The organism is Enterovibrio norvegicus DSM 15893, assembly GCF_900115495.1.
GTDB classification, from domain to species: Bacteria; Pseudomonadota; Gammaproteobacteria; order Enterobacterales; family Vibrionaceae; genus Enterovibrio; species Enterovibrio norvegicus.
Genome location: NZ_FOWR01000066.1, coordinates 7552 through 7915, shown reverse-complemented (window position 1 = coordinate 7915; position 364 = coordinate 7552). Strand labels below are relative to the sequence as shown.

The following is a 364-nucleotide window of genomic DNA, read 5'->3' as shown; positions in this document are numbered from 1 at the left end:
CTGTCGACGGCGGCAACCACAACGACACCATTTACGGCCAAGACGGGAATGATGTCCTCGCTGGCGGTCACGGTAACGACCACCTCGACGGCGGCGAGCATGACGACAAACTCTACGGCCAATGGGGCAATGACCGCTTAGAAGGTGGGAATGGCAACGATGGCCTGTGGGGGGAAGACGGCGATGACGTCCTCGTCGGCGGCCATGGCGATGACCACCTCAATGGTGGCAACGGCAATGACCAACTGCATGGCCAATGGGGCAATGATGACATGCACGGCCTTGCCGGTAACGATGCCCTTTATGGTTGGACAGGTAACGATACCCTGCGTGGCGGTGATGGCAATGACCACCTTGATGGCCA

At 59.3% G+C, this 364-nt stretch carries 1 protein-coding gene; it reads left to right on the top strand.

Annotation, left to right across the window (positions count from 1 at the left end; genetic code table 11):
* Nucleotides 1-364 (top strand): calcium-binding protein (locus BM082_RS25015; protein WP_167550933.1); only part of this gene is annotated, 364 nt, incomplete at both ends.